Origin of the sequence: Clostridium sp. 1001270J_160509_D11 (assembly GCF_015667935.1) — a bacterium.
GTDB lineage: Bacteria > Bacillota > Clostridia > Peptostreptococcales > Peptostreptococcaceae > Intestinibacter.
In genome coordinates this window covers 1-23,888 of the sequence record NZ_JADPET010000027.1, presented here as the reverse complement: position 1 = coordinate 23,888, position 23,888 = coordinate 1, and the positions used below count along the sequence as shown (strand labels likewise).

The 23,888-nt window shown below is 25.8% G+C and carries 21 protein-coding genes; 17 read left to right on the top strand and 4 right to left on the bottom strand.

The features are described 5' to 3' along the window. The 5 genes from I4U58_RS04440 to I4U58_RS04420 all read left to right on the top strand — a co-directional run. Positions 1 to 3,559: hypothetical protein (locus I4U58_RS04440; RefSeq protein WP_195929840.1), on the top strand; the 3,559-nt coding region annotated here is incomplete at its 5' end. 405 nt (positions 3,560 to 3,964) lie between these two features. After that, positions 3,965 to 4,438, top strand: a complete 474-nt coding sequence (locus I4U58_RS04435; RefSeq protein WP_195929839.1) for a hypothetical protein — start codon at positions 3,965 to 3,967, stop codon at positions 4,436 to 4,438. Between the two features lie 166 nt (positions 4,439 to 4,604). Next, positions 4,605 to 5,552, top strand: a complete 948-nt coding sequence (locus I4U58_RS04430; protein ID WP_195929838.1) for a biosynthetic peptidoglycan transglycosylase — start codon at positions 4,605 to 4,607, stop codon at positions 5,550 to 5,552. Between the two features lie 15 nt (positions 5,553 to 5,567). Further along, entirely contained in the window at positions 5,568 to 5,981 is a 414-nt protein-coding gene (locus tag I4U58_RS04425) for a DUF3785 domain-containing protein (RefSeq protein WP_195929837.1), read from the top strand. 88 nt (positions 5,982 to 6,069) lie between these two features. After that, entirely contained in the window at positions 6,070 to 6,780 is a 711-nt protein-coding gene (locus I4U58_RS04420) for a hypothetical protein (protein WP_195929836.1), read from the top strand. Positions 6,781 to 6,867: 87 nt separating this feature from the next. Here the strand turns inward: I4U58_RS04420 and I4U58_RS04415 are convergent, their stop codons facing one another. Both I4U58_RS04415 and I4U58_RS04410 read right to left on the bottom strand, forming a co-directional pair. After that, positions 6,868 to 7,182 carry a DUF1540 domain-containing protein gene (locus I4U58_RS04415; RefSeq protein WP_195929842.1) on the bottom strand — a complete coding sequence of 105 codons (315 nt, stop codon included), beginning with the start codon at positions 7,180 to 7,182 and terminating at the stop codon, positions 6,868 to 6,870. Positions 7,183 to 7,233: 51 nt separating this feature from the next. Next, a complete protein-coding gene (locus I4U58_RS04410) occupies positions 7,234 to 7,668 on the bottom strand; it encodes a hypothetical protein (protein WP_195929835.1) in 435 nt (144 codons plus the stop codon). A gap of 268 nt (positions 7,669 to 7,936) precedes the next feature. On the opposite strand from I4U58_RS04410, the gene I4U58_RS04405 reads away from it, so the two are divergent. The 7 genes from I4U58_RS04405 (at position 7,937) to I4U58_RS04375 (ending at position 16,133) form a co-directional block, all read left to right on the top strand. Continuing rightward, the gene (locus I4U58_RS04405; protein ID WP_195929834.1) at positions 7,937 to 9,193 is read left to right on the top strand and encodes a pentapeptide repeat-containing protein; all 1,257 of its coding nucleotides are present in this window, start codon (positions 7,937 to 7,939) and stop codon (positions 9,191 to 9,193) included. 74 nt (positions 9,194 to 9,267) lie between these two features. After that, entirely contained in the window at positions 9,268 to 10,971 is a 1,704-nt protein-coding gene (locus I4U58_RS04400; RefSeq protein ID WP_195929833.1) for a M3 family oligoendopeptidase, read from the top strand. An 18-nt stretch (positions 10,972 to 10,989) separates the two neighbouring features. Further along, positions 10,990 to 11,922, top strand: a complete 933-nt coding sequence (trxB, locus tag I4U58_RS04395; protein WP_195929832.1) for a thioredoxin-disulfide reductase — start codon at positions 10,990 to 10,992, stop codon at positions 11,920 to 11,922. A gap of 21 nt (positions 11,923 to 11,943) precedes the next feature. Then, positions 11,944 to 12,261 (top strand): thioredoxin domain-containing protein, encoded by a 318-nt coding sequence (locus tag I4U58_RS04390; protein WP_195929831.1) that lies wholly within the window; start codon positions 11,944 to 11,946, stop codon positions 12,259 to 12,261. A 190-nt stretch (positions 12,262 to 12,451) separates the two neighbouring features. Continuing rightward, the gene (locus I4U58_RS04385) at positions 12,452 to 13,069 is read left to right on the top strand and encodes a hypothetical protein (RefSeq protein WP_195929830.1); all 618 of its coding nucleotides are present in this window, start codon (positions 12,452 to 12,454) and stop codon (positions 13,067 to 13,069) included. A 219-nt stretch (positions 13,070 to 13,288) separates the two neighbouring features. Continuing rightward, positions 13,289 to 13,987, top strand: coding sequence for a response regulator transcription factor (locus I4U58_RS04380; RefSeq protein ID WP_195929829.1), 699 nt, complete (start codon positions 13,289 to 13,291; stop codon positions 13,985 to 13,987). 10 nt (positions 13,988 to 13,997) lie between these two features. Then, entirely contained in the window at positions 13,998 to 16,133 is a 2,136-nt protein-coding gene (locus I4U58_RS04375; RefSeq protein ID WP_195929828.1) for a sensor histidine kinase, read from the top strand. A gap of 193 nt (positions 16,134 to 16,326) precedes the next feature. Here the strand turns inward: I4U58_RS04375 and I4U58_RS04370 are convergent, their stop codons facing one another. After that, on the bottom strand, positions 16,327 to 16,725 hold the full coding sequence (locus I4U58_RS04370; RefSeq protein WP_195929827.1) for a DUF3592 domain-containing protein: 399 nt from the start codon (positions 16,723 to 16,725) through the stop codon (positions 16,327 to 16,329). Positions 16,726 to 17,049: 324 nt separating this feature from the next. Between I4U58_RS04370 and I4U58_RS04365 the strand changes: the two genes are divergently transcribed. Then, positions 17,050 to 19,272, top strand: coding sequence for a Piwi domain-containing protein (locus tag I4U58_RS04365; protein WP_195929826.1), 2,223 nt, complete (start codon positions 17,050 to 17,052; stop codon positions 19,270 to 19,272). Positions 19,273 to 19,350: 78 nt separating this feature from the next. Here I4U58_RS04365 and I4U58_RS04360 read toward each other — a convergent pair whose 3' ends face one another. Then, positions 19,351 to 19,713: a DUF6483 family protein gene (locus I4U58_RS04360; RefSeq protein ID WP_195929825.1), complete on the bottom strand. Its 363-nt coding sequence runs from the start codon at positions 19,711 to 19,713 to the stop codon at positions 19,351 to 19,353. Positions 19,714 to 19,924: 211 nt separating this feature from the next. On the opposite strand from I4U58_RS04360, the gene proB reads away from it, so the two are divergent. The 4 genes from proB (at position 19,925) to I4U58_RS04340 (ending at position 23,799) form a co-directional block, all read left to right on the top strand. Beyond that, positions 19,925 to 20,734 (top strand): glutamate 5-kinase, encoded by an 810-nt coding sequence (proB, locus tag I4U58_RS04355; RefSeq protein ID WP_195929824.1) that lies wholly within the window; start codon positions 19,925 to 19,927, stop codon positions 20,732 to 20,734. A 15-nt stretch (positions 20,735 to 20,749) separates the two neighbouring features. Continuing rightward, positions 20,750 to 21,994, top strand: coding sequence for a glutamate-5-semialdehyde dehydrogenase (locus I4U58_RS04350; protein WP_195929823.1), 1,245 nt, complete (start codon positions 20,750 to 20,752; stop codon positions 21,992 to 21,994). Between the two features lie 317 nt (positions 21,995 to 22,311). Next, entirely contained in the window at positions 22,312 to 23,106 is a 795-nt protein-coding gene (locus tag I4U58_RS04345; RefSeq protein ID WP_195929822.1) for a formate/nitrite transporter family protein, read from the top strand. Between the two features lie 168 nt (positions 23,107 to 23,274). Next, a complete protein-coding gene (locus I4U58_RS04340; RefSeq protein WP_195929841.1) occupies positions 23,275 to 23,799 on the top strand; it encodes an O-acetyl-ADP-ribose deacetylase in 525 nt (174 codons plus the stop codon). Positions 23,800 to 23,888: the final 89 nt, after the last annotated feature.

Sequence of the window (23,888 nt, the reverse complement as noted above, 5' to 3'; positions counted from 1 at the left end):
TTATTATAGTCAAAAAGATTATGAAAAAGAAGTTGAAGAAAGAGAAAATAGTTATTTAAGATATATTGAAGAAAAGACATCTTTTACTGAAAAAGAATTGATCTTTATAAAAGAATTAGATGATGAGTATTTAAATACAATTATTCAAAATATACACCATATAGAAATTTGCGATATAACTTCAGGAAAATATAGAATAATATTTAAGTTTGAAAATTATGCAGGATGTGATCTTGAGTATTATGATAAAAATGCATTTTATTATCTTCCTGAAGAGCCAAAGGAAATATTGGTTTTAAATGACGATGTTTTATACAGAAAGTCTTTTACAATGACAAAAGCCACAGTAAATACAGACTTTAAATTTAAAAGATTGAGCAAAGAAACATTACCAGAGTATTATAAAGAATTTAAAAATAGTTTAGCTAATTATTTTTGTAAAAATCCTTTTGAAGTAAGAGATGAGCTATATAATGATAATTTAAGTTATAGATTTTCACTATATAAACTATATGAAAATACAGATGATTTTATCAGAAATATATATAAAAACAATCTAAAGCTCAATAAAACGATGGTTGATATATTAATCCAAAATAAATATATTTTCAAAAATAAAAGTGATTATGAGAAAATTTTAGACAAAATAAGAAATAGTATAAAATTAGATTTATATTCAGATCAAAATAAAGAAATAATTAAAGCTATAAGTATAGAACTTAACGATACAATAAAAAAACAAGATAGTGTCTATGAAATGATAAAATCAATTAAAATTACTAAACCTACAAAGAATCAAAATATTAGAGAAGTAGATTTTAGAAAAGAAAAAATATTTAAAAATATAGTAGATAATATAGTGGAGTTAGATGTTTTAGGGATTTTTCCAAATCAAGATATGTTTATAGAGCTAGTAAAAATAGCTTATGAAAATAACTATTATAATAATTTAGTATTTATTAATATATGTGAAAAATTTATATATAAATACAAAATAGTAGACAATATTATCTATCAATATATGAGAGAGTGTTATAAAAGGGATTACATCCTTACAGACGATACAAAACAAATATTAAATATAATAAGTATGTATTATGATAGTAACGATAACACAAAAGATAATTTAGAGATGGATTTAAATTATTTTATAAAGATAAATAAATATGATGAAGAATTTATATCTAAATTTAAAAATCTATGCAAAATTATAAAACATAATGACTTAGTTCATAATAATATAATTAAAAGAAGTATAGATTTTATGACTAATTTCAACAATTATAATAAATATATTTATGATTTAGATATAGCTATAATTATGGAAGAAGTTTATAAATACACAAAAGGATATAATAAATGCTTAGAAGCATTTATTTATAGATATATTAAAAATAACACTATAGAAAAAATTAAACCATATATAGAAGATATAGTTTCTTATTATACAGAAGAAAAAATAATAACAGACTGCTGCATGATTATAGTTAAAACTATCTATAAATATAATTACTATGAAACTCTTAATTATGAAAAAATAAAACTATTTAAAAAATACTTCTTAGAATTATTAAAATACGAAATGTTGAGTTATACTGACTACAAAGACTTGATAAAAGATAATTGTATCTTAATTAAAAATAAAAACAATAATATAATCTATAAATTTGAAGATGTAAAAAATGAAAATATATTGATAAAGCTAGGGTATAACGAAGTTTACAAGATAAATAATATAGATATTATAAGGGAATATATAATAAAAAATAAAGATATATTCATAGATGAGTTTAAGTTTGGAGATGATTTATTTAAGAAAAAGGCATTTGAAGTAATGATTGAAAAATCTATATACAATAAGGAAATAGTTGAGTTTGCACTTCAAAATGAAAGGATTTTAAAAGATAAAGATCAATATAAAAAGCTCTATATGACTTATTTATATGAAGAGAGAAATCTGGATGAGTGTTCTCTTTTAGAATATTTGAGAAGCTTTGAATATTTTATAGATGAATGTGAGATATATACTGATGATAATAAATTTATAGAAAATATATTAAAGAAATTAGGTGAATCTGAAAAATCCTATGAATTAGATTTATTTAAACATATAGACAAAAAACACAAGCAATTTGAATTTTCGCCAGAATACATATATTATGTTGTTACAAAATACAGCTTGATAGATAAAGAAGATTATTTTATAGAGTATTTTAATTTGAATAAAACTAGATTAAAAGAAGATCCAATAAATAAAGCTTTTGTATATTACTTCAAATCACTTCAATATATAAGCGAAAAGGTATATAAAAATATAACAAATATACTTCAGTATATTTCTACTTTAGAAAAAACCACTTTAAAACAAGATATATTAACTTGCATAGTTGATACAATACTAGAAAAAGATTTTTATAAAGATTTAGATATCAACATAAATAAATATAAATACTCTGTACTAGCATCTATCCATATCTTGATTTATATAAATCAAATCTATGATTATAAAAATGACGAAATATACAACAAAATAAAAGGAATATATTTATATATAAGTAGTTTCTATTCTAAAAAAGAAGAGATAAATATATTTTTAATAAGTAAAGTAAATGATAATTTAAACGAGCTAAGAGAATTATGCAAATTTATAACTGATGCTACAATAGGATATAAATTTACTATAAATGAAGAAAAGATAATAATTAAAAAGGCCAGAGAATTATTTGATAAAGGAATAAAAATAGAATTAGAAAAAGCTTCATCAAATAAATACAACTGCAAACAAGATAGTTTGAGACAGAGTATAGTTGATAATTATAAAATTATAGTTGGAAATTTAAAAAGTGAAAAAATAAGCGATACATATTATAGAAAATTAACTGAGATGGATTTTAAATCGTTGATAAATGACTTAGTTGTATCAAAAGCATCTAGCTTGAACAACGACATTATACAAAGATATATAGGATTTGAACTAAACAATATGGACGAAAAACTTCTTATATTAAAAGTCGAAAATAAAAATTTATATAAAGTCATAAAAAAATATCTAAATAATCAAGATTTAGATGATATATATTTTAAAGATAGCGATAATGGATTTGAAAATGATGTAATTGTAATTAAAATTATGGATACATTTGATTTAGAAGATGAGAGATTTAATAATATTTATTTTATACTAGACTTATTTATTGAATTTGTAAAATTTGAATCAGATTTATTAAAAGAAGATTTTATAATACCTAATTTAAATTTACAAAATGCAGTTTTTATACATAATAAGTTGTTTGTAGGCAATATACATCAAGGTGAAGTCTTGAATGTGATTAATAAGCGAAATTTAAAAAATAATATGCACCAAAATATCCAGACAATAACTGAGATTATTATCAAGATAATAAGCCAATCTAAATTAGAAAAGAAGGATATTTACATATCTTTGATAAAAAGTAATTTAGAAAATGGTGATATTGATACATTAGATAAGTTTTATTGTAAGTTAATGTTTATAAAAGATGAAATAAAACATGATAGTGGAGTTTTGTCATTTATATAAAAAAATTGAATAAAAAATGAGAGCCCTAGCAAATGTCCGATCTCTAGGGCTCTCTTAATTAAAATATATTATAAAAAGGGGTATTAGGGAATATATTTTATAACGTATAAGAATTATCTTAATACGCAAAGTCTATTTAGACTTTTTTATTTTGGGGAGTAATTTCAGTTATCGGGGAATAACTGTATATTTATAATAACAAATATCGACAAAAAGTGCAACGAAAAAACAAAAAAATATTCTAGGTAAAAAATGGTAAAATAAAATAGTGCATAAAATCATATACTTTGTATAAAATTTTAATATAAAAACATTGTAATATGTCGTGTTTGCAAGGTTTTTAGAATATAAACAAATCAAAATAAAATTTAAATTAAAATATTAATTTAAAAAAAGGAGCATTTTATGAATATAAAAAGACTAGGATTATTTTTATTGATAATATTATTAGTTTCTTTAAACAATAGTATTTATGCACTAGATGAAAAAGATTATAATGATACAAATTATTTAAAAAATTCAACTGAGCAGATAAACATCTCATTAAAAGATATTGAATTAGAGCAAAAGAATGTCGAGATAAGTGATGATTATGACAAATTTGCAATATTGACGTTTAATGTAATCAATACTAGTCTCGAACCCCTGGAGTTATCTCAAATAAAATATCAATTTTACCAAGATAATAAATTACAAGATACTTTTATAAATAAAAATCAAAATATTTATGGGTTTTTAGGCAAATTAAACAGTGGAGAAAGTAAGATAATAAAAATATGTGTTTCTCTTGATAATATGAAAGAGCCTATTGTGCTTTTGATAAATAATGATGTCGGAATTTATAAATATCATATTAAACAGACTATAAATATATCTTAAAATCAGCCATCCTAATATAAATAAAAATTATACATAAGTAAGAAGTATAAATTTAAAAAAAGATTAAAAAAATATTACAAAACAATTAAAAATCCTTATCTTACAAATTTGTATTTTTATTTGTTCTTATTTCATTGTATAATCTATTTATTAAAAGGAGGTAAAAATGGCTGAGAATAATGAAAACAGAATACGAAGACGCAAAGTTAGCTCAACTACCAACAATAATAGAAATACAGGGAAAAACGGCAATAATAATGCTAAGAAACAAAATTCTAATATAAAAAATACTAGGACTAATAAAAACAAAGAGTCTATACAAGAGGCTCGAAAAAAGCGCGAAGAACGCGAACAATTTGAATTAGAAAGAGAAATCTATTATAGAAAGAAAAAAATAAACAGAAAGAAAAGATTAAAAATAGCTACTAAATTAGCTTCAGTATTTTTAATTTTAGCTGTTATTGGAGGAATAGTATTCTCTGGATTTGCTTTATATGCAGTTCAGGGAGCACCACAGGTTACAAAGGAATTGATAAGAGAAAATTATATAAGTAGTCAAGTCGTAAGTGATGACCAAATACCAGATGACTTAAAACATGCTGTTGTAGCTATGGAAGATAGGCGATTTTATAAGCATCATGGAGTGGATATAAAGGCACTTGTAAGATCTGCACTAAACAACTTGGTGACTTCTTCAACACAAGGTGGAAGTACTATAGATATGCAAGTATCGAAAAATTTACTTACGAGTGAAGACAAAACATATAAACGAAAAGTTTTAGATATGTATAATGCTATTCAGATGAATAAGGTAATGACAAAAGACGAAATTTTATGTACTTATCTAAACAATATATACTTAGGAAAATCAGCATATGGCGTTGCGAAGGGAGCAAAGGTTTACTTCAATAAAGATGTATCTGAACTAAACTTGGCACAATGTGCAATGCTAGCTGGGATAACAAATAACCCTTACAGATTTAGGGAGCACGACCAAGCAAAGGCTAGACAAATACAGGTACTTGATGATATGCTAGAACAAGGATATATAACAAAGGATGAGTATCAAGATGCAGTAGATGACCCGACTTTGTTTGCATCAGAGATAGATTAATTAAGGAGCCTAGATATGTTAAAATTTGTTTATGATGAAAAAGAATACGTATTAGAAGAAAACAAAAATGTATGTTTACTAAATGACGAAGAAAAACCTGTAACAGGTATAAGTTTAGATGATATACTTAATATGATTGGAGATTTAGACGAAATCGACTTTGATACTCAATATTATAAAGAAGCATGTGTTGAATGTTTAGATGGAGTTAAAGAAAAACAAAAATTCTTTGCATTCCTAGAGTATCATTTCTATATATACACTAAAGATCAAAAATTTATAATAAGTGATATTCAAAAAGAATACGAAGGTCAATCTTTCAATAAGCTTTTAAGAGCTAATAAAGTAGACAATAGCTATATAGTAAGTCTTATAATTTGTAAGAATTGCGGAGATACATTAGTTCAAATAGAAAACTGTGTAGTTTAGATTTTAATATTAAATCATATAAAGAGAATTATAGTATTAATGTATTATAGTTCTCTTTATTTTTTGTATAAAATTAAGGGGGTATTATATGAAAAGAGTATTGTATTTATTAATAAGACTATTTGCAGGGTTTATACTATATGGTCTTGGAATTGTTGTAATGCTTAATGCAAAGATAGGTGTATCGCCTTGGGATGTACTTCATCAAGGACTATCTTTTAAGAGTGGAATCACTATGGGGCAAGCATCAATAATGGTAGGTTTGGTGATAGTAATTTTAGATGCTGCATTAGGTGAGGGTGTCGGCTGGGGCACTGTTTTAAATATGATTTTTATAGGTGTATTTTTAGATATTATAAAATCTATGAATATTGTACCAGTTGCGGATAATTTATTTATGGGGATTGTGATGATGATAATTGGAATAATTATTTCTGCAATTGCAACAGTATTATATTTGGGAGCAGGGCTTGGCAGCGGACCTAGGGATGGTCTTATGTTAGCGCTTAATAAAAAATTTTCTAAACCAGTTGGAGCTATTAGAATGTGCATAGAACTAACTGTTTTAGTTTGTGGATGGATTTTAGGGGGTAGCGTAGGATTGGGTACTATTATAAGTGCTTTTGGACTTGGATATGCTATTCAAATTGGATTTAAGATATGTAAAATTAATTCTAAAGAAATTAAACATAGAATAATAAGAGATGATATCGATTATATTAAAAATATAATTGAGCAAAGAAAAAATCTACAAGAAAACAAAGAATACATAACTAAAGATTGTAACGATAATAAATAAAAATAAGCATTTTAAATAGATACTATCATAAATACCACATTATGATAGTATCTATTTTTAGTTAAAATATATTAATTTCTAATAAATTTATCTAGCTTTAAAAGTATTACAGCTAGCATCTAAGTCGTTAATTTGCACAGCAGGCGCGCTACAGACTTTTTGTTGGTTATATACACAGTTTACAGCTTCACATTTTATTTCTGAAGTTCCAACTGCATGGTCGTGATGACAGCAACATCCAGCGTCACTAGAGAAAGAAGGATTTTCATTTTCTCTAAAAGTAGCGCAATAAGTATCAGCTGTAGTTACAGCTTGTGTACCATCTACACATATTTTTCCTGCAAAACATTCACAGTTGTCGTTATAAACACATTTTTCTGCATTACATTTTAAATTTTTCATAGGTTAAATACCTCCATAATTTTTTCTTTAGTTTGCGTGAATTTAGGAAAATTATTCATCTTTTTTTAAGCAATTTGAGCATAGCAAGATAACATCATCTTCTGTTTCACGTCCAAATTTTTTGTTTAAATGGTATACTTCGACGTTTTCTTTAGAGTGGCAAATTGAGCAACGAGAGTGATTTTTATACAATATTTGTTCTCTGAATAATCTCCAGTAGATACTGTTTAAATAATCTTCATATTTAACTCTTAAACAAGATTCTAAAAAATTTAAATACAAGTTGTCTAAATCAGAGGTAGTCAAATCGTTGTGATCGGCTTCGAAATACTCGCAGTAGTCTTGCGGGTTAGGTGTGCAGTCTTTAAGGACGCATTTTATTTCATATTTAAAAAATTCATCAGGACCATCTAGTGTTAGATGGCTACATAAACTACAACAATCTTTTGGTAATTTATCTTCAATTTCTTTTATTTTTTTATTCATATAATAAGACCTCCATTATTAACAATACATAAAGCTTGTTAAAAAAATACGTTTTTAAAAGGTAGTCACTTAAGGTATAAGTGAGAAAATAACTAATTTAAAATAATAAATTCAAATAATGCTTAAAATTAATGTTTTGTATAATTTTATTTTTAGCTGTTAAAAAATATTACTTTACTCTAAAATTTAGGATTTGAAATAAAGGGATTTTAAGATTTAAAAATTAAATTATTATATAAACTAATTAGAAGGGATAAAGGAGTTTGTAATGTATGAATATAATTTTAATGAAATGAGAACAAATATCGAACAAATTCTAGATATTTCCTTAGCTGAAAATAAAGATAGGTATTATAATCAATTAGAAGTATTTAAAAATAATAAAAATATGCAAGGCAGTTCAACAAATAATGATATAAAAAAGAAAAAAATAATAACAAAAGATTCTATCGGACAAAAAGGTCAGATTGAAAAGGAAATAGTTGATTTTGAAGATATAGAAAATCTAAAGTTTGAAACATTTTATAATATTGGAATAGGATTGTTTGAAATGACTTCACAAACTATATTTAAAACATTTTCTAATATTAAGTTTGAATTTGTCATATTTAAAAATTGTATATTTAAAAATGTAAAATTTGAAAATTGTACGTTTTCGGGATGCGAATTTTTAGAATGTGAGTTTTTAAATACAAAATTTAAAACTACAGAGTTTTTTGATTTTACAAATAAAAATATAACGTATTTCTTTGAATGTAGTTTTGAAAATACAATATTTGAAAAAAGTGATTTGAGAAAATCTATATTTCAGAAAAATACAATAAAAACTATACAATTTATATTATCAAATTTAAAAAAGTGTATATTCGATAGCAATAAGGTTGAAAGTATATATTTTTCGGATTGTAATCTAAAATCATTTTCTATCATAAAAAGCGATATATCAAAGTTGGAATTTGACGATGAATTTATAACAAAATTAAATGAAAATACTTTCTTCGATAAATTCATATCTAAAGATAAAAATAAATCATATTATAAAAATGTATATAAGTCATATAAAAATATAGCGTCCCAATTTGAGAGCAATAGAATTTTAAATATATCGGGAGAATACCACTATTTATATAAGTGTAGCGAATGTAAAACATTAGATGGATTTTCTAAATTTAAATCTAGGTTATTTTGGATAGTATGTGGATATGGAGAAAGACCGACTTACGCACTGATTACATCACTTGAGATAATTTTGATATTTGCTATAATCTATTTATTTACAGGGATAAGTATAAGTGGAAGGCTTATAAACTATCGACTATCTTGGTTTTCAATATTAGAAAAAAAGATAATTTTAGTAGATTTTTTAGAATCACTTTATTTTAGTTTAGTTACATTTACTACGGTAGGTTATGGAGATATAATTCCCACTGGAACAAGTATTATTTTATCGAGTATAGAGATGATATTGGGAGTTACTATGGTGGGAATATGGACAGCTACACTAGCTAGAAAAATTACAAGATAGATTATAGTTGTTTAATATTTTATATAAATGTGATAAATTTAAATTAGATATAAAACATAATTTTGGAGGACAATATGAAATTTTCACAATATAAATACGAACGTTCTTCTTATGAAAATATAAAAGAAGACTTCACAAAATTAGTAGATAAAATAAATAATTCAAATACTTATGAGGAACAAAAAAAGTACATATTAGAATTAAATAAAATAAGAAATGATATTCAATCAAATTCTACTATTGCATCTATAAGATATAGTATAGATACGAGTGATGAATATTATGAAGAAGAGAAAAAATACTGGGATGAATATATGCCTTTTTATGAAGATTTAAATTGTGATTTTTATAAGGCTATAGTAAATTCTAAATTTAAAGAAGAAATAATAAATGATTTTAGCAGACAATTTTATAATATTTGTGAGGATTCTATAAAATCTTTCTCAAAAGATATAATAGAAGATTTACAAGAAGAAAATATGTTATGCTCTCAGTACACAAAGCTTTTAGCAAGTGCAAAAATAGAGTATAGAGGTGAAACTCATAATTTATCATCACTTATGAAGTATATGATGGATAAAGATAGAGAAACAAGAATAGAATCGACAAAGTTGTATTACAGCTATTTTAAAGAAAATGAAGCTAAATTTGACGAACTATTTGATAAATTAGTTGCTGTAAGAGATAAAATGGCTAAAAAACTTGGATACAATTCGTTTACAGAGTTAGGCTATATAAGAATGAATAGAAGTGACTATAATGAAGATATGATCAAGAAGCTGAGAAAAGAAGTACAAGATTATATAGTTTTACTATGTAATAAGCTTTATGAAAGACAAGCTAAAAGAATAGGTATAGATGATTTTTGGTTTGCAGACGAATCTATAGAATTTAAAAGCGGAAATGCAACTATTAAAGGTGGAGAAGAATACGAAAAATACATAATTGAAAATGGTAAAAGAATGTATAGTGAATTATCGCCTGAAACAGCTGAATTTTTCAATTACATGACGGAAAATGAGCTTATGGACTTAGTGACTAGAAAATCAAAAGCAGCAGGTGGATATTGTACTCATATACCTAATTATAACAGTCCATTTATATTCTCTAACTTTAACAATACATCAGAAGATATAGACGTATTAACTCATGAAGCAGGTCATGCATTCCAATTATACATGTCTAGAGATATAGAAATGTATGAAATAAACTTCCCAACTTTAGATAGCTGTGAGATACATTCAATGAGTATGGAGTTTATAACTTATCCTTGGATGGAATTATTCTTTAAAGAAGATACATTAAAATATAAATTCTATCATATGAGTTCGGCAATTAAGTTTATACCTTATGGAGTGATTGTTGATGAATTCCAACACAGAATTTATGAAAATCCAGATATGTCACCAGATGAGAGAAAGCAAGTATTTAGAGATTTAGAAAAAAAATACTTACCACATAGAGATTATAGAGATATAGATATTTTAGAAAAAGGTTGTTATTGGTTTAAACAAGGGCATATTTTCAAAAATCCATTCTACTATATTGATTATGTACTTGCTCAAGTATGTGCATTCCAATTTTTAAACAAGTCAAATGAAGACTTTAAAAAGGCTTGGGATGATTATATAAATATCTGTAAAATAGGTGGAACTAAGTCGTTTTTAGAAATTGTAGAAATAGGAAATTTAGAATCACCATTTGAAGAAAATACTATGAAAAATATTTCACAAAAAGTTGGTGCATTATTAGAAAATATAAAAGATAGTGATTTATAATTGTATTGAGGCGATGTAATGAATAATATTTATGATGTTATAATAATAGGCTCAGGCCCTGGGGGATTAAGCGCAGGAATATACTCAGCAAGATCCAAATTAAAAACTTTAATAATAGAGAAAAATTTATTTGGAGGCCAAATTCTAAATACTGGAGTGATAGAAAATTATCCAGGTTCTATAGAAGATGAAACAGGAGCTTCATTAGCAAAACGAATGATAAAACAATGTGAAAAGTTTGATGCAGAGTTTATCAAAGATAAAGTTTTAGATATAGAATTAAACAAAGAAATAAAAACTATAAAATGCAAAAATAATACTTACAAAACAAAATCAGTTATTATAGCTACTGGATGTAAACATAAGAATTTAAATGTAGATAGAGAAGATGAATTTTTAGGTAGAGGACTATCTTACTGTGCGATTTGCGATGGTCACCTTTTTGAAGATTTACATGTATATGTTGCTGGAGGGGGCGAAAGTGCAGTAAAAGAGAGTTTATATCTATCTAAATTTGCTAAAAAAGTTACAATTTTAAGTAAATATGATGAACTTAAATGTAGTGGATATATAGAAGAAAAATGTAGAGAAAAAGATAATATAGAAATAATAAACAATGTAAAAATTATTGAATTATTGGGTCGAGATGTTTTAAATGGAATAAAAGTAAAAAATTTAAAAACAAATGAAGAAAGTGTATTTATAGCAGATGAAGATGACGAAATTATAGGATTGTTTGTTTTTGTAGGATTAAAATCTCAAACAGATTTATTTAAAGGATTATTAAATCTAGATGAGAAAGGTTACATAAAAACTGATGAAAATATGAAGACAAATATAGATGGTGTATATGCAATAGGTGATTGCAGATCAAAGGACTTAAGACAAGTAATAACAGCTTGTAATGATGGAGCGATAGCAGCTATAAATGTTGAAAAATATATAAATTAGATTAACTTGGGGGCGATATTAATGATTAGTGTAAATAAAGAAACATTTGAAGAAGAAGTTTTAAAATATAAAGGAAAAGTTGTTGTAGAATTTTGGAGCGAAACATGTCAACCATGTAAAGAATTACTTCCAGGTGTAGAGGCATTATCTAAAAAATACAATAAAAGTATGAAATTCTGTGATATAGACACTAAAAGGGCTCCAAGAATAGCTATAAAACAAAAAGTATTGAGTTTGCCAGTAATAAGAATTTATGAAGATGGTAAAATATTAGATGAAACTTCTAATGGAGATGTAACTATAGAAAAGATTGAAAATATGATAAAAAAATTCGTTTAATCCTTGTTACAAAATAGTAAAAAATTGTTACAAATTTCTACGTATATTTGTTACGAATTTGTAATCTAAAGTAACATTTGTGTAACCACAAATTAAAAATTTTGATGATATTATAATAGTATAAATTAAATAAAAGAAATAATAAAATTCATTCAATAAAACAAAAGGGTCTGAATAGGAGGCAAGTGTTATGAAAAAAGCTATTATAAGTGTTATCTCAGTATTATGTGTAGGTTTAATGGTAGTAGGTCCAGTAAGAGAAGCTTACGCAAATAATTCGAATAAAGAAGAACAAAAAACATCAGAGGTTGTAGCAACTAATACAAATATTAAAACTGATAAAAATGAAACTGACAAAGTTAAAGAACAAGCTACTGAAGCAACTGAAAAACAAGATACAACAGAAGTAAAAACTGATAATCAAACTCAAGATGCTGTAGCTAAAAAAGAAAATGTAGCAGTAAATACAACTGCAACAGAACAAAAACAACCACAAGCTACAACTCAACCTACAACTAATGTAGTAAATAAAGAAGAACCTAAAGCTGAAGAAAGTCAAACAGTTGTAGAACAAAAAACTACATTAACTCAATCACAAGCATTACAACTTGTAAAAGCTTATGAACCAGGGGTTGCAGGATATGATTATATGGGCGATGAAAATACATATACATGCATAAAAGAAAAAGGTATACAAGGATATGTTTTCTTACCACAATGTGATGGTGATATGGCATACTTAGTAGATAAAAACAGTGGTCATATATATTTCTTCCATCCATCAGGATACTTTGAATTATTAAAATAATAATTAAAAATTTATATAAATAAAAAAACTGAACTTTCGAGTTCAGTTTTTTTATTGTAAGAAAAAGTTAAGATTTATATAAAGTAGTATGTAAAAATTAATTATTATTATCAAAGTATAAATTTGATAATTTAATAAGGGAGGATAGGCGTGTATAATTGTTTTGAATGTGTTATTATAAAATATAATAGCACATGAGAAATGAAAGGATATTAGATTATGTATAATATATTGGTAGCCGATGACGATAAAGAAATAGTAGAATCGATAGAAATTTACTTAAACAATGAGGGGTATAAAGTATTTAAAGCTTATGACGGATTAGAAGCATTAGATATATTGATGAGAGAAGATATACATCTTATTTTAATGGATATAATGATGCCTAAATTAGATGGAATTAAGGCGACTATAAAAATAAGACAAGACAAAAATATACCTATAATTTTAGTATCAGCAAAAGGAGAGGATACGGATAAAATTTTAGGTTTAAATATAGGAGCAGACGACTATATAACAAAACCATTTAACTTATTAGAGCTTATCGCAAGAGTAAAATCAAATTTAAGAAGATATATGAACTTAGGAAACTTTAGCAATGAATCACTACAACAAGATATTTTGAAAAGTGGTGGCTTAGAATTAAATACTTCTACTAAGGAAGTTAAAGTAGATGGCCTTAATGTAAAAGTAACTCCTATAGAATATAGAATATTAGAATTGCTGCTTAGAAATAAGGGACGAGTTTTCTCGATTGACGAAATTTATGAAAAAGTATGGAAAGAAGAGAGTTTTAATGTAGAAAATACAGTGGCTGTTCATATTAGAAGAATTAGAGAAAAAATCGAGATAAATCCTAAGGAGCCTAGATATTTAAAAGTTGTGTGGGGGATTGGATATAAAATAGAAAAAATATAGAGGTGAATTAATGAAAAAATTAAAAAATATTTTTTTATTAGGATTTTTAATATGTTTATCAATTTTTTTAGGAATTAATATTTCATTTTTGGCATATAGCTATAATGCTGATTTTACTTATAATTTAATGACTTCAGATGTGCAAGAGAATGGTATGCATATAGAAACAAATTATTTTAAAAGTAAATATTTTAATCATAAGGTTATGAATAGCATTTTAACAAATTTAAAATATTCTGTTATAGATTCGGAAAATGAAGATAAATATAGTTCAAATGCTGGAGCAATGGGTTCATATTATTATGACTATAATGAAGGTATTTATTATTATGACAGTGAAGACAATATAAATATGACTGAAAAAGAGCTTGCAGAAAATCTGAAGTCTGAATCTAAAATAATATTAAACGAAATGCGAGGTATTGAATATTTTATAAAAAATAACACTACAGGTGAAATCACAACTAATACTGATTATAAAACACTAAATGATTTTAAAGAAAATGCAAGTGGATATTATCAAGCAAAGTTTGAAAATAATAATTTAGTAAATAGAAAAATAGGAAATACAGAATATAAACCAATAAGTAGATATTTTTATTATGCTGAAAATCAAGCAATAGATGTAAATGATGATATTGATGCTTATATTTCTATTTCAAAAAAATTAATAGATAGCAATCCATTTGAATATGGATACTCTTATTATCAGCAGATTGTAAATAAATATGAAAAATGTTTAGAGTTGGGCATACCAATGGGGCTATTGTCTCTTATATTCTTTGTAGTATATATGATTATGAATTTTAAATTACCTAAAACAAAACGAGAATTTTGGAATTATTATAATAAAATACCATTAGAAGTTATAGTTACACTTTTATCTATTGATATAGCGCTAATTGTTACAATAGCAGAAGAACCAAATGCATTTGTAAATCAATTTTGTATAATACCTATATTTATACTTTTATTTTACTTTATCCTTATTATAAAGCAATTATCTAACTTTGAAAGGAAAAGAGATTTCTTTAAAACGAGTTGGTGTGTCAAAGTTATAATTTGGTTATTAAAAAAAATGAAATCTGGTATAAAAGAAATGAGAAATGCAATTAAACAAAATAAAGATTTTGATTTGACAAAGAAAATAGTTACTGTTGCAATTTTATGTGTAGTAGCAGAATTTATAGTTTTAACTATGTCAGGGTCATGGATAGAGTTTTTTGTGTTAATAATGTTATTTGGAATTCAATTATGGTTTTTAATATATTTTGTCAACAAGCTAGGATATCTAAATGAGATAATGAAAGGCGTTCACAGGATAAAAGAAGGCGAAATAAATTATAAAATCGAAGAAAAAAATGATATTTATTTTTCTTCGCTTGCAAATGATATAAACAATATAAGTCAAGGACTTGAAAATTCAATTGAACAGAGAATCAAAAGTGAGAGAATGAAAAGTGAGCTTATAACAAATGTATCTCATGATTTAAAAACGCCACTAACATCTATAATAAATTATGTTGAATTAATTAAAAAAGAAGAAAATATACAACCAGAATATTTAAAAGACTATGTACAAGTACTTGATAAAAAATCAAAAAGATTAAAAATATTAATAGAAGATTTATTTGAGGCTAGTAAGGCTAGTACAGGAAATATAGAACTTGAATTAGTAAGACTAGATTTAAAACAATTATTGCAACAAAGTATAGGTGAGTTAGAAGATAAATTAGAAGAAGCAAACTTAAGTCTGAGAGTTAACTTAACAGAAGAAGATACTTATGTTTTAGCAGATGGAAGAAGGTTATATAGAGTATTTGAAAATTTACTTTGCAATATAAGTAAGTATTCACTTAAAAATACACGTGTATATATAGATGTCACAAAAGAAGATGGCAAAATAATTACAACTATGAAAAATATATCTTCCTATGAACTTAATTTTGATCCAGATGAAATAATGGAGAGATTTAAAAGAGCAGATGAATCTAGAAATACTGAAGGAAGTGGACTTGGACTTGCTATAGCTAGAGATTTAGTAAGCCTTCAAGGTGGAAAGATGAGCATAGAAATAGATGGAGATTTATTTAAGGTAAAAGTAGTTATGAATGAATATAATCCATCTATATCAATTGAAAAATAAGAAATAAAAATAATTAAAAAATAAGGGATTATTCAATAAAATTAAGTTGATTGAATAAAGCCCTTATTTTTTTATTCTAATTTCCAACCTCTTAACTTAAGCAACGGACGAAGTCGTTGGCGATATGAACGAAGTGAATTTTTGAGAAAATATATTTTTGTAAAATTCAGTAAATTAATACCGTGATAATATATTAGAACATCATAATCCCTCCAATTGTGCATATAAAAAATGTAGTCCATAAGATTATATCAGTAGTTTTATTCATTTTTATATCGTGAGCTATAAAAGAATTGTTTGGATTTTGAGGTTCATAACGTATTAAGATTTCATCCCCTATTTCATGGACTTTGTTTTTGGAAGAAGTAGATGATTTTTTAGTGTATGTTTTTTTATTTATTTCGTAAATACATACTTCAGTATATAATTTTTCACCTTGATGGTGTGATATTTCGAAGTCCTCTATCCTTCCAAGAATTGATGCAGTACATACATGATGCATCTTTTTTTGATTTTTTCGATATGTCATAAGAAATGTTACAATAAAGCTAGCGATGATTAATAAAAAAATAGCAATAAACATATTTTGCATATAAACTTTACCTCCCCATTATATTACATTAGGGTCAATATCCTAGCCGTCTAATTTTAAATTTATCCCATCTATATTGTAGCAAAAAGATTTCTAGAAATCAATTTGATAACTTTATATAAAAGTCAGATATAACAATATAAATAACAATCGAAATGAGCTTTTAGATAGAAATTTTTCAGGTGACTAAGAGATTTATATTAAAAAAATCTTACACAATGTATGGTTTTGTTAAATTTTCCCTAAAATAAATATATAGGGAATTAAAATAAGAGTTTTAGTATATTTGGATTTAAATATAAAGATAAAGGAGTAGGGTTTGTTTTGTGCTTAGATAGAGAATATAATGTAATAACTGAATTTAAGAATGAATTAAAGCCAGAAAATATAAAAATATTTTTATATACTATGCCAGTAAAAGATATAAGTGAAAGGCATAGTGAAAATTATAGTATTATACGAGAATTAAAAAAAATAAATCCAAATCAGCGTATAGTGTTTAATGAGTATATAATAGCATCCTTTGATGTAATACAAAATTGGGGAGAATATGAGAATATACCCCAAAAGTTAGAAAATAGAACAATTAATTTAGAAAATTCTACTGAAAAAAGGATATTAGAGAGGCTTATTTTATGTGATATTAAAGAAAATATACAAAATTTAAAGATGAATAAGTTTGAAATAAGGGGGAATTCAAATTCATCTGTATATTTAAAAAGGCCAATATATTTTAGTGATAATCTCATTATACGAAGAAAGATGAACTTTGATGTAAATATTCATAAAGGAGATATAATTATAGGATTTTTCCTAAGCCATGAATTTGAATATCAAAAAACACTAGATGAAGAAATAAAATCAGGTAATATAAAAAAAGGTGACAAGGTAAAAGACTTTTATAATAATATAGTATATGAATTTATCGAAGAGGCACCATTTACCATAAGTGAAAAAAATGATTATATAAAAACTTCTATAATCGAATATTATAAGAGTAAAAACCAAAATTATATTGTAGAGGGATTAAACGAAAAAATAAAAGCTGTTCTTGTAAAAAGTAGAGATGGAAGTATTTTTCCATATTTGCCAAATCGACTAAAGAAAATATGTATATTTGAAAACCTAGGCAATAAGTGCATAGTTGAAGGAAATAAATATATTAAAATGGATGCTAGCCATAATATGAGAGAAAGCATGGGTTTAGCAGAAGATATATTAGAAAAATCTACATATGTAAAATTTAAACGACACAATATGCTTATTGAAAGAACAGGATATAAAAAATATATAATTAAAAGACCTGTATTAAAGTTCGGAAAAGATGGGAAAAATTCTAACTTAATAAATAATAGTGTAATGTTTGGCCTAAATGCAGGAGGAAGCTATGAAACAAAACAAATAAACTTAGATTACTTTATAGATCCGAGCATTTTAAATAATAAAAAAAAGCACGACATAGTGACATCTTTTTTAACTGAGATAATAATTAAATCAAATGAGTTAGGTGTTAAAATTAATACTGATAAAAATTATATAAATTTAAATAAAATAGATATTGAAAATGAAAATATATTTGAATTTAATATTTTAGAAATAATAAATAATTATAAAAATCCAGTTTTAGTTATATTAGAAAAAGAAAACATGGAAAAATATTATGCCACATTAAAAAAAGTATTTGGCGGAAGCAATAATATACCAACTCAATTTATAGATTTAGAAACAATAAAAAAATTTGTAAATCTAGATAAATACACATCATACAATAAAAATGCCAAAGAGGCTACTTTTTTAAATATATTGCTTGGAATATACTGCAAAAGCGGTATTCAACCATGGATTTTAGCAAAAAATTTGAGTTCAGAGTGTTATATTGGTATAGATGTATGCAGAGAGAATAATATGAGTACAGCAGGACTTATACAAGTTGTTGGAAAAGATGGACGAGTATTAAAATGTAAAACAATATCAGTGAATCAAAATGGAGAGAAAATAGATACAGACCTTCTTAAAAGTATAGTTTCGCAAGCTAAAGAACTTTATAAAAGTACATATAATAAAGACTTAAAACATATAGTATTTCACAGAGACGGAATAAGTAGAGAAGATTTAGAAAAACTCAAAGAAATAACACAGTCTTTAGAAATAGACTTTGAATATATTGAAGTTACGAAAAATATAAATCGTAGGATGGCTATGTTAGAAAAAAGCCAAGAAAACTATAATTCTAAAGATAAAGAAAATAAAAAATGGATAACAGAAATAGGAATGTGCTTTGAAAAAGAAAATGAAGCTTATTTAATAACTACAAACCCAAGTGGTGCTATGGGAATGGCAAGGCCTCTCAGAATTAAAAAAGTATATGGTCATCAATCCATGCAAAATATAATAGAAGATGTATACAAACTAAGTTTTATGCATATAGGTAGCATAATGAAATCACGACTTCCAATAACAACTCACTATGCTGATTTAAGCTCAATCTATTCACATAGAGACTTTATGCCTAAGAAAATAGATACTAATATACTTCATTTTATCTAAAAATATAATAAATCGTAAAATTTAAAAAGGCAATCGCATAAATATTTAATTATTCCTGCGATAGCCTTTTTTTAACGATTAAGATAAGTTAATACCATATTCAGCAGATAAATCATGAAGTCCTTGTTCAATTTCTTCTCTACTGTAGTTATGCGCTTCTAAAACTCTATCTTCAAGTCTATTTAAATTAGTATAAAAATCAATACCGACTCTTAAATACTCTATATTGCTTTTATCAACTTCATCAAATAATAAGTTTTCAGCTTCATTTATTTTTCCTTCTGAAACTAATTTACCAAGCTTAGTATATAAAATATCTGTTTCGCTAATATTTTCTTGATCTGAAACTTCGTATTGTACCATGTCCTTATTAAAGAAAAGTTTAGATAAAGACATAGCTAAACTTTCTATTTGTCTAAGTAGAAAATCTTGTTTAAGCATATTTCATCCTCCCATATACAATTTTATAAATTATTATATAAATCTTTTAATAAATAATAACGTTTCTAGATATAAATATTATACACCAAAAGTTAAGGATTAGTTAAAAAAACTGGAAAACATCAATTATTTAAATAATAATAATAAAATATATGTTATAATAGAAAATAATATTTTAACATAAATTTGTAACACAGTAAGGAGAATGTAAATGGGCTTTCGTAAAGAAATAAAAGACGCAAAAAGAATTGTAGTAAAGGTAGGGACATCGACTCTAACTTATGCAAATGGACAAATTAATTTAGGACGAATTGAAAAATTAACAAGAGTTTTATCTGATATAGTTAACTCAGGAAAAGAAGTAACTTTAGTAACATCTGGAGCAGTAGGTGTTGGAGTTGGAAAATTAAAATTAAAAGAAAAGCCCACAAATATAAGAGAGAAACAAGCACTGGCAGCAATAGGACAGTGTGAATTAATGCATATATATAGTAAATTTTTTGGAGAATATTCACATACAGTAGGTCAAGTACTTTTAACTAGAGATGTAATAGAAGATGAACATATAAAACAAAATGTATGTAATACTTTTGAGTTATTACTTCAAAAGGGGATTATTCCAATCGTAAATGAGAATGATACAGTTTCAATAGACGAATTAGAAAATATAGCTAGATTTGGAGATAACGATAACTTATCAGCAATAGTTTCTGTTCTTATAGATGCAGATTTATTAATTATATTATCTGATATAGATGGTTTCTATGACAGTAATCCAAAAGAAAATCCAAATGCAAAATTAATAAAACAAATTGATGAGATTACAGAAGAAATAGAAGCATGTGCAGGTGGTGCTGGTTCAAGTTTAGGAACTGGTGGAATGGCAACAAAAATTGCTGCAGCTCATAAAGCGACAAAAGCAGGAGTAAATATGGTACTTGCAAATGGAGAAGAACCATCTATAATTTCTGATATATTAGAAGGACAAGAAGTGGGAACTTTATTCACTGCAAAAAGATAGAAAGGGGAAAATATTATGAGTAGTTTAATTTCAATGGGCCAAAAGGCAAAAGAAGCATCTTATGAATTAGGGATAGCATCTGCCGGCCAAAAAAATCAAGCTTTAACTTTTATGGCTGAAGAATTAGTAAAAGCAAAAGACGAAATAATAAAAGCAAACGAAATAGATAGACAAAATGCTATTAAAAAAGGAATAACAGAAGCTTTACTTGATAGATTATCTCTTGATGATTCTAGAATAGAAGCTATGGCACAAGGTTTACTTGATATAGTAAAATTACAAGATCCAGTAGGTGAGGTTACAAATATGTGGCAAATGCCTAATGGACTTGAAATAGGTCAAAAAAGAGTTCCTATAGGGGTTTTAGGAATAATATATGAATCAAGACCAAATGTAACTAGTGATGCTGCAGGTCTTTGTTTAAAATCAGGAAACGCTGTTATATTAAGAGGTGCAAGTGATGCAATAAACTCAAATAAAGCAGTAGCAAAAGCATTAGTAGAAGGTATAAAAAGAAGTGGTCTACCACAAGATTGTGTACAATTACTAGAAGATACTTCAAGAGAAACAGCAACTGAGATGATGAGACTTAATGACTATATAGATGTTTTAATCCCAAGGGGTGGGGCAGGTCTTATAAAATCAGTTGTTCAAAATGCAACAGTTCCAGTAATTGAGACAGGAACAGGAAACTGTCATATATTTGTAGACGAAACTGCTGACTTAGAAATGGCAAAAGCTATAGTATTAAATGCTAAAGTTCAAAGACCAGGAGTTTGTAATGCGGCAGAAAAATTATTAGTTCATGAAGCAGTAGCAAATGAATTTTTACCAACTATAGTAAAAGCACTTAGAGAAAACGACGTTGAAGTTAGAGGATGCGAAAAAGCTCAATCTATAGTAAATGATATAAAAGTTATAGAAGAGCCTGAATGGCATCAAGAATACTTAGACTTAATAATAGCAGTTAAGGTTGTAAAAGACGTTGATGAAGCTATAAAACATATAAATAAATACAATACAGGTCACTCAGAATCAATAGTAACTGAAAGCTACAAAAATAGCCAAAAATTCTTACAAAGAGTAGACGCAGCAGCAGTATATGTAAATGCATCTACAAGATTTACAGATGGTGGAGAATTTGGATTCGGTGGAGAAATTGGTATAAGTACTCAAAAACTTCATGCAAGAGGACCAATGGGACTTAAAGAACTTACAACTACTAAATACATCATCTTTGGAGATGGACAAATAAGATAGTTATAAAAAATAAATGAAAAATATAGCAATTTACTTTAAAAGATTGATTTAAAATAATAATTTTAAATCAATCTTTTTTTATAAAAACTACAAAAAGGTACAAGAAAATATAAACTAAAACTATAAATACTAATTATATGTTAGTTATCATATCGAATATTGGCATATAATCTTAATTATACATATAAAAACAATTAATATGTCGAGATTACGAACTATTAAAATTATAATTAAAAAAAATTTGAAAAATAAGATTGAACTGTGATAAAATAGAAAAGCTTGAAATTATACAAAACAATTTTAGAGGAGACGGGACGATGAACCAAGATACAGTAAATATGTTAGCTCATAAAGCTAAACATAAAATCGACTTTTTAAATCAAAGTAAACTAAGATACCTAGTATCAGCTATGTTTGCAGGTATCTTCATAGGATTAGGAGATATACTAATCTTTACAGTAGGTGGATATTTACATGATGTACATTCACCAATGACTAAAATAGCTGTTGGGATGTCATTCTCAGTAGCACTTAGTTTAATAATACTTTTAGGTAGTGAATTATTTACAAGTAACAACATGGTTATGGCTGTTGGGGCTATGAGCAAAGAAACTAGCATAAAAGATGGTGGTAAAGTTTTAGGATATAGTTACTTAGGAAACTTTATAGGAGCTATATTAATATCACTTTTATTTATAGGAACTGGATTATTCAAAGGTACTACTCTTGAGTATTTTGAATATACTGCATTAGGTAAAATTGATGCTGCAGCATATCAATTATTCTTTAAAGGTATCTTATGTAATATATTAGTTTGTTCAGGTGTTCTAGCTGCATATAAATTAAAAGATGATACAGCTAAGTTAATAATATTATTCTTAACTTTATTTGCATTCGTTACAAGTGGATTTGAACACTGTATTGCAAATATGATAACTTTCGCTACATGCATATTATCAGGAGCTACTTCAGTAACTCTTTCAGGAATGGCATACAATTTATTCTTTGTAACATTAGGAAATATGGTAGGAGGAATATTATTCTTAGGAATAGGAACTTATTTCTTATCTACTGGAGATAAAAAAGCAGAAAAAGTAGATAGAGCGGCTTAATTTTCTATCATTTAAAATATATAAAAAGACATCAAGATAAATAATTTAAATATTTATCTTGATGTCTTTTTTTGTGCATTTAAAATAAATATTTTTATGAATAATTTTTAATTAGGGTGATAATATAGTAAAATATTGTTAAAAGAGGTGATTGTAATGAAAGATATCATTGAAAAAATTGAAATAATAAAAGGTGATATAACAAAAATAAAAGTAGATGCTATAGTAAATGCTGCAAATAGATCACTTTTAGGCGGCGGAGGTGTCGATGGAGCCATACACAGGGCCGCTGGAAGAGAATTACTAAAAGAATGTGAAACATTACATGGATGTGATACGGGGGATGCTAAAATAACAAAAGGATATAATTTGCCTTGCAAATATGTTATCCATACAGTGGGACCAATATATAAAGATGGAAATTCAAATGAAGACAAATTATTGTATTCTTGTTATAAAAAATCACTAGAAATATTAATAAAAAACAATTTGAGAACAATAGCATTTCCAGCTATCAGTACAGGTATATATGGATATCCAAAAGAAGAGGCTGCAAATATAGCTTGTGATGCTGTAATTGATATGCTAAAAAATTATGGTGATAAGATAGACCAAGTTTGGTTTGTATGCTTTGGAGATATAGATTATGAAATTTATAAAAGACTTCTTAAAATTAAATTAGATATAGATTAGACAGTTTTTTTAAACTGTATATTAATTCGACATTTTGAATATATATTTTTATGTTAAAATATTATGATTATAAATATATACAAATTTAC

Excerpts from the sequence above, each read along its gene's own strand:
- proB (WP_195929824.1), top strand. The coding sequence starts at position 19,925 with ATGGGCTTTCGTAAAGAAATAAAAGACGCAAAAAGAATTGTAGTAAAG.
- I4U58_RS04360 (WP_195929825.1), bottom strand. The coding sequence starts at position 19,713 with ATGCTTAAACAAGATTTTCTACTTAGACAAATAGAAAGTTTAGCTATG.
- I4U58_RS04350 (WP_195929823.1), top strand. The coding sequence starts at position 20,750 with ATGAGTAGTTTAATTTCAATGGGCCAAAAGGCAAAAGAAGCATCTTAT.
- I4U58_RS04425 (WP_195929837.1), top strand. The coding sequence starts at position 5,568 with ATGTTAAAATTTGTTTATGATGAAAAAGAATACGTATTAGAAGAAAAC.
- I4U58_RS04405 (WP_195929834.1), top strand. The coding sequence starts at position 7,937 with ATGTATGAATATAATTTTAATGAAATGAGAACAAATATCGAACAAATT.
- I4U58_RS04410 (WP_195929835.1), bottom strand. The coding sequence starts at position 7,668 with ATGAATAAAAAAATAAAAGAAATTGAAGATAAATTACCAAAAGATTGT.
- I4U58_RS04390 (WP_195929831.1), top strand. The coding sequence starts at position 11,944 with ATGATTAGTGTAAATAAAGAAACATTTGAAGAAGAAGTTTTAAAATAT.
- I4U58_RS04435 (WP_195929839.1), top strand. The coding sequence starts at position 3,965 with ATGAATATAAAAAGACTAGGATTATTTTTATTGATAATATTATTAGTT.
- I4U58_RS04380 (WP_195929829.1), top strand. The coding sequence starts at position 13,289 with ATGTATAATATATTGGTAGCCGATGACGATAAAGAAATAGTAGAATCG.
- I4U58_RS04400 (WP_195929833.1), top strand. The coding sequence starts at position 9,268 with ATGAAATTTTCACAATATAAATACGAACGTTCTTCTTATGAAAATATA.
- I4U58_RS04420 (WP_195929836.1), top strand. The coding sequence starts at position 6,070 with ATGAAAAGAGTATTGTATTTATTAATAAGACTATTTGCAGGGTTTATA.
- I4U58_RS04415 (WP_195929842.1), bottom strand. The coding sequence starts at position 7,182 with ATGAAAAATTTAAAATGTAATGCAGAAAAATGTGTTTATAACGACAAC.
- trxB (WP_195929832.1), top strand. The coding sequence starts at position 10,990 with ATGAATAATATTTATGATGTTATAATAATAGGCTCAGGCCCTGGGGGA.
- I4U58_RS04375 (WP_195929828.1), top strand. The coding sequence starts at position 13,998 with ATGAAAAAATTAAAAAATATTTTTTTATTAGGATTTTTAATATGTTTA.
- I4U58_RS04430 (WP_195929838.1), top strand. The coding sequence starts at position 4,605 with ATGGCTGAGAATAATGAAAACAGAATACGAAGACGCAAAGTTAGCTCA.
- I4U58_RS04370 (WP_195929827.1), bottom strand. The coding sequence starts at position 16,725 with ATGCAAAATATGTTTATTGCTATTTTTTTATTAATCATCGCTAGCTTT.
- I4U58_RS04345 (WP_195929822.1), top strand. The coding sequence starts at position 22,312 with ATGAACCAAGATACAGTAAATATGTTAGCTCATAAAGCTAAACATAAA.
- I4U58_RS04385 (WP_195929830.1), top strand. The coding sequence starts at position 12,452 with ATGAAAAAAGCTATTATAAGTGTTATCTCAGTATTATGTGTAGGTTTA.